The 5817-nt window shown below is 61.3% G+C and carries 6 protein-coding genes; all 6 read right to left on the bottom strand.

Going from position 1 to position 5817, the window contains the following annotated elements:
• Positions 1-721: 721 nt before the first annotated feature.
• Complete coding sequence (locus KGA83_RS26685; RefSeq protein WP_115948430.1) at positions 722-1270, bottom strand: hypothetical protein; 549 nt, start codon at positions 1268-1270, stop codon at positions 722-724.
• The gene (locus tag KGA83_RS26680; protein WP_178086802.1) at positions 1267-1611 is read right to left on the bottom strand and encodes a hypothetical protein; all 345 of its coding nucleotides are present in this window, start codon (positions 1609-1611) and stop codon (positions 1267-1269) included. The genes KGA83_RS26685 and KGA83_RS26680 overlap by 4 nt, the downstream gene beginning before the upstream one ends.
• 442 nt (positions 1612-2053) lie before the next feature.
• Positions 2054-2803 carry a hypothetical protein gene (locus tag KGA83_RS26675; RefSeq protein WP_108219894.1) on the bottom strand — a complete coding sequence of 250 codons (750 nt, stop codon included), beginning with the start codon at positions 2801-2803 and terminating at the stop codon, positions 2054-2056.
• 102 nt (positions 2804-2905) lie between these two features.
• Positions 2906-4438, bottom strand: a complete 1533-nt coding sequence (locus KGA83_RS26670) for a DUF5666 domain-containing protein (protein ID WP_223531232.1) — start codon at positions 4436-4438, stop codon at positions 2906-2908.
• Complete coding sequence (locus tag KGA83_RS26665) at positions 4435-5277, bottom strand: DUF6502 family protein (RefSeq protein WP_108219892.1); 843 nt, start codon at positions 5275-5277, stop codon at positions 4435-4437. The genes KGA83_RS26670 and KGA83_RS26665 overlap by 4 nt, the downstream gene beginning before the upstream one ends.
• Positions 5278-5407: 130 nt before the next feature.
• Positions 5408-5817 (bottom strand): hypothetical protein (locus KGA83_RS26660; RefSeq protein WP_223531231.1); only part of this gene is annotated, 410 nt, incomplete at its 5' end.

The following is a 5817-nucleotide window of genomic DNA, read 5'->3' as shown; positions in this document are numbered from 1 at the left end:
ACTCTTCAGTTCAAACATCTTTGGGTTTTGAGAAAACCCTAAACTTGGCTCAGCAATCGTTGGTTACATCTTTGATTTCTCGCGGAGTAACTTGTGATGCTGATAATCTGTTGACTAGCAGTCTGACCCCACAAGCACCCACACGAATTGCTTGATTCAGTTGTTAAAGAGCGGTTGGTTAAGATCTTTCGTCTCAACCGAGGTGCGCATCTTACAGCGCATCTTTTCAAACTGCAACCTTAAAAGTTTCTGATTTTTCAACAAAATCAACTACTTAAGCCAAGAGCAACATCAAGCTGCTCGTTAGCGGGAGGCGAATAGTACAGTATTAAAATACGTGGTCAACCCCTTCTCCTGAAAATTCTTTCCCCTGCCAAAGCGCCCGGGCTGCCACCATGAACCCCCCCAGCATCTATATAAAGCTTCAGGGCAGCAGAGAGCCCGGACCACGCCGTCAACTGAAGCCCCCCCTTATTTCCCCCACTCCCAGCGATGGCACTGATCCAGTACCACCACATTCAATGACAGCGCCACACCCGCCCTGCCCGGCCCCCCTCTGCCGACATCCTCGTCGGTATTTCGAACCGTGCGGCAGATTTCAAAAAGAAGTCGCAAACCCCGCGACTACTCAGGGTTTGCGACTCATAGCCGATACGTCCCTCAAGCTCCCGGGACGTTTTCTTTGGGCATGCCTGCCATGTTCATTGCCAAACGTGCAGGCTTAGTTCTCTACCTCAACCACATCGACATCCGGGGCATCAGGGGCGTCGGCCACATCCTCTCTGGCCTCCTTCGCCTCTACTTTGGCTACTTTGGCAGCGTTCCGGGCCGCATTTGCGGCAGCCCTGGCAGCATCTCTGGCTGCATCTGCTTTTGCCTTGGCGGCGTCCCGGGCTGCATCTGCATCTGCTTTCGGTACGCCAGCGGCTCTCGCAGCGTCTCGGGCTGCATCCGCCTCAGCTCTCGCAGCATCCCGAGCTGCATCCGCCTCGGCTCTGGCAGCATCCCTGGCTACATCTGCGTCGATCCTGGCAGCGCCCCTATCTTCTGCAGCTTCCCTGGCTGCATCTGCGGCGTCTTCTGCGGCCTCCCTGGCAGCGTCATTGGCGTCTTCTGCGGCTTCCCTGGCTGCTTCACCGGGTTCTTCTGCCGCTTCCCTGGCTGCATCTGCGGCGTCTTCTGCGGCTTCCCTGGCTGCATCTGCGGCGTTATCCGCGTCGTCGTCATCGTCGTTGGCATGCGCTTTGCCCGGGCCTCTGTTCCCGATCATGCCACCATGGTCATCGTCGTTGTCACGCGCATTGCCTGGGCCTCTATTCCCTGCCATTCCACCATGGTCAGCGTCGCCGCGGCCCGGGCCGCCATGGCCAGAAGCACCATGACCGCCGCCATCTCCATGGCCGCTGCCACCGCTACCGCCTCCGCCGTCACCACCGTGGCCACCGCCTCCAGAGCCTCCACCGCCGGAACCACCGCCGCCACCGTGACCACCGCCACCTCCGGAACCTCCGGAGCCGCCGCCACCGTTGCCGCCGTGACCACCGCCGCCTCCGCCTCCGCTGCCACCACCGTGGCCGCCTCCGCCTCCGCCGCTACCGCCATCTTTGGCATGCACGCTGGAGAAACTACTGATGTAATCAGGCACCAGGACAGTCGATGCCGACAGGACCCCGCCAATTGCCAGAGCCAACAAACATTTCTTGAGCAGCATGATGCACCTCCGCTTGGAGTTGCGCCGTCATCTCCGTATCGAACGCAATGTCCAGTGAGTTCCCGGCCGCCCACTGGAGCGGCCAGCCAACCGGCACGGCCATAAATCTGCAGCAATCACGAGCAATTGCGGTATTCGCACGATCCCTCAGAGCCAGCCGGTATCGTTGCGTGGGAAATATTCCCACACCTAATAGATTAGTGCTGTCAGCCTGAGTGTCAACGACCGAATATCAGGACTTGAGCCGGCTGTCCTGACTGGCTTTTCGACGCGCACCGTCGCACCTGGACCCGGCCTGGATCGAAGCGGTGAAACACATCAGTGCAGGGAAACAGGCGGGTATCAGTAGGTGTGACTGAACAACAGTCCAGCCTCGCCATCCGGGCTGGCATCGGAAAACCCCTTGACGGCATACAACTGGAACTTCCAGTTCTGATTGAGCTTGTGCGTGAGGAACAAGGTGAGCTCCTTGATCTGATCGCCCGTGGAAACGACCTTCTGCCGCCAGTCGTAGGACGCGCCCGCCGTGGTACGCGCGAACACGGGTATGGCGAAGCCCAGGCCGGCGAATATCGGGTCGTCGAAGTCGGAGCCCGACGGGTCGCCGAATTTTTTCCAGCCCAGGGTGGCGAACCCGGTCACAGGGCCGAAGGCTTTGGCGACGTCGACCTGGCCGGAATAGTCGGTTTTGCCCGTGCCCAGGCACTTGTCTTCGTCGGCCGTGGGCAACTTGACCTTGCCGATCAGGTCCACGAACAACCCGCCAACGCTGCCGTCAATCACTGCATAATCGGCACCGGCAACGGTGTCACCCAAACCGCTTTCCACTTTACCGCAGCCGCCGGGCAACGGCTCGCCATCAGGGCCGACCGAAGGATTGGTGATGCGCAGCCAGGGCACAGTGAGCTTGTAGGTCATGGGGCCGGTCTGGTATTTGCCCACCAGCGGGACGTACCAGGTTTCAGAAGTTGTACCGGTACCATAGTCGCCCCGAGAGTAGTCGGTTCCGATCGAGGTCGTGAAGGTATCGGCCAGGGCCGGCAAGCCCAGGCTGGCTAGCAAACCGACGAGCAGGATGCGCTTGGGGTTCATGTTCACCTCGTGTCTTGCGTCATCGAAGTTCACACGCATGCTTTGTTGCGTGACTTACCAAGCCTAGTTACTTATGACGATAGTGCATCATGCTTGCGCTGTTTAACCCGACCTGCCGGAGTGATCGATTTTTTCAACCGGTTCAACCTTCTCGATTTTCTCGACCTTTTCGACTTTCTCCACCTTTTCGACTTTTTCTGGCCGCTCTACTTTCTCGCCCTTCTCTGGGCGTTCGATTTTTTCGACTTTCTCTACCCTCTCGACCCTATCGACTTTGTCGGGTTGCTCGACACGCTCTGACTTGCCGGACCTGTCCACGCTTTCCCTCTGGTCGCCGCCGCCATGACTGTCACTGCCCCCGTGGCGGGTATCGTCGCCAACGCGGACTTCGCTCTCGTTGCGGCCGCTCCTGCCACTGCCCGAGTTGCCGGAGCTGTTGGAGCTGCCTGAGTTGCTCGAGCCACTTGAGTCGTCCGTACCTTGCTCGCTGCCCCGGAGTCGCCCATGTTGGTTGCCGGCTGGCGAATCAGAGCGCTCGCGGGACAATTCGATACGCGTTGCCTGCACGTCCCGCGCGCCGGTAAACACGCCGTTGACCCGCACGCGTCGGTCCAGTGCCAGTTCCGAAGGCTGCACACCGACAAACACGGTGTCGTGCGCCAGCGTCACATTAAAGCCACCCACCACCAAACGGTGGTCCTGCCGACCCTGCACCAGGCCCTCGATCACCGCATGGTGTACCCGACCAATGAAGGGCAGGCTCGGGTCGGAGCGGCTTTGGGTCACGTCCAGCTCACGGCCGGACCACTGGCCGCGCACCAGCATTTCCTGCGCCGGACCTGGGTGATTGCTGAGTTTGAGCCCCAGGAGATAGCCGCTGCGATCCACCGATCCGATAGCACTGGCCTCCTTGAGGCCGGGCGCCCGGTCGATGCGGCTGGCTACCACGTCGCCACGGGCATCGCGCAGTCCGCTGACCCGCACGGGATCACCCGGGCGCAGACCCGCTGCAATTTGAGCACCGCTGGCCAGACGTACCGGTTGTCCCATGACACGCATGGGCATGGAGTCTCTAGGCAGGGCTGTCAAAGGGCCTTCGTAGACGTGCAGGATAGAAATGCGCCCGGCCTCCAGACCTCGCTTGGAATTGAATGCTTCCACGGCAACCACTTGGCCGACTGCCAGCTGGGTGCTGGTGGTGGCAATGCCGTTCTCGCTGACAGGAACGTTATTGTTGAAGTGCACTTCCAGGCCATTGACACAGATCGAGGCGAACCCGGTGATGGTACCGACAATGCCGGTGCCACCGATCCCGCCGTTGTCGCTTTCACTGCCGATGCCCGTGCCACCCACGCCGCCTGCAACGGCACCGGTGCCGCCAATCCCGCCAGGGCGCTTTTGCAGCGGTGCGCCGGTACCGCCCATCCCGCCGTTGTCGGTGCTGATGCCGGTACCGCCCATGCCACCAGGCGCCACACCCGTACCGCCGGTGCCACCCGGAGCCTGGATGACCGGAACCTCACTTGTGCCCGCGTCATTCTGGCTCACACAGGCTGGGGCGGCCTGCAACACAATCGGAAGCCCGAGGCCCAGAGCGAGGGCGATTGCACGAATCAGGCGCAAGTTGACGGTCATGGCTTAGGGGCCGTTGATGAATTGGTATCTGAAGCTTCAGTGTAGAAGTACAGGCCGACCGTGATGCGCTGGCGCGGCTCAAGACTGGGCAGGTCGCGGAATTCCAGATCGGCGGCGAGTCGGTTGAAACTCAACAGGGCCTGCATCCCCTCGCTGGCAACGGCCTCGCGCAACGCCTCGACGCTCGCTGGGGTCAGCGCGTCATAGTGGACGCTGCGTTCAAAAAAGGCCGGAACTTCGCCGCTCAGATTGTGTACCGCGGCGCTAGCATGATCGTGCAGGTTGTGCCCCAGGTAAGCGGTTTTCTCATCGAAGCCCTTTTGCGGCACGAAGGCCTGGGCTTCGAGGTGCACGAGATCTTGTTCGTCAAGGCGCACGACCCCCAGGCGCAGCCACTCATCCAGCACCACTCGCGCCCGGATATCCGTGCTGACCTTCGCCACCAGGGCGTCAAAGGAGCGATCGCCGCCGACACTGGCCAATCGAGGCAGGGGCAGTGGCTGGCCGGCGTCGTTGCAGAACGGCGCCTTGGCCCAGGCGTTGACCAGTTGCGCACCGAAAGTGATGTTTTCCGGAAGTGTGGAAGAAGCTGGGTCGCTGGTGTTGCGCAAGCGCCGTACATCCTTGCGGTGCACGCCGGTGAGCAGGCTGATGCGGCTGTCGGTCGGTGCCTTGTCGCCCAGACGGAACTCTCGGTCCGCCACCTCGACGAAAACCTCCTTGAGCAGGTCGGCAAACACCAGGTAGGTGACTCCTTTGCGCAGCATCAGGCGTACCAGCGGCCGCATGACATGCCGCAAGGCTTTGAGGAGCGAGGTGGGCAAGGTAGACGATTGCATTCAGCGCATTCCTGGTCAGTTAATCCCAGTATAGCTACGTGGGAAATAATCCCATGAAGACAGGCGCTTTTTTTGCCGCGCCTCATACAAAACCGCTCTTCAGGGTCTTGTATGAGGTCATCAGGCCGCTTCAGATCCGGCTGTTGTCGTCGCCGGGTTCGCCACCATCATGATTGCCATTGTCGTCACCCGGCTCGCCGCCGACATGGACGCCGCGGTCATCACCCGGCTCGCCGCCAACGTGGACGCCGCGGTCGTCACCAGGCTCACCGCCGACGTGGACGCCGTGGTCGTCTCCAGGCTCGCCGCCGACGTGGACGCCGTGGTCGTCACCCGCTTCTGCATGGGTACCACCGCGACCGGAGTTCGAGCCTCCAGGACCACCATGGCCTGAATTCCCGTTCCCATGATCGCTGCCGCTGTGGCCACTGTTGCCGCCGCTCCCACTGTTGCCGCCATGGCCACCGCTGCCACCGCTCCCACTGTTGCCGCCATGGCCACCACTGCCACCGCTCCCACTGTTGCCGCCATGTCCGCCGC

This window comes from Pseudomonas sp. GL-R-19, assembly GCF_019956375.1.
Classification (GTDB): domain Bacteria; phylum Pseudomonadota; class Gammaproteobacteria; order Pseudomonadales; family Pseudomonadaceae; genus Aquipseudomonas.
The sequence above is the reverse complement of the archived record's forward strand: the minus strand, read 5'-3'. Positions and strand labels throughout refer to the sequence as shown.

Bases quoted from the DNA above. Each gene is read 5' to 3' on its own strand.
- KGA83_RS26685 (WP_115948430.1), bottom strand. From the start codon at position 1,270: ATGATCGGGAACAGAGGCCCGGGCAAAGCGCATGCCAACGACGATGAC.
- KGA83_RS26675 (WP_108219894.1), bottom strand. From the start codon at position 2,803: ATGAACCCCAAGCGCATCCTGCTCGTCGGTTTGCTAGCCAGCCTGGGC.
- KGA83_RS26670 (WP_223531232.1), bottom strand. From the start codon at position 4,438: ATGACCGTCAACTTGCGCCTGATTCGTGCAATCGCCCTCGCTCTGGGC.
- KGA83_RS26680 (WP_178086802.1), bottom strand. From the start codon at position 1,611: ATGCCAAAGATGGCGGTAGCGGCGGAGGCGGAGGCGGCCACGGTGGTG.
- KGA83_RS26665 (WP_108219892.1), bottom strand. From the start codon at position 5,277: ATGCAATCGTCTACCTTGCCCACCTCGCTCCTCAAAGCCTTGCGGCAT.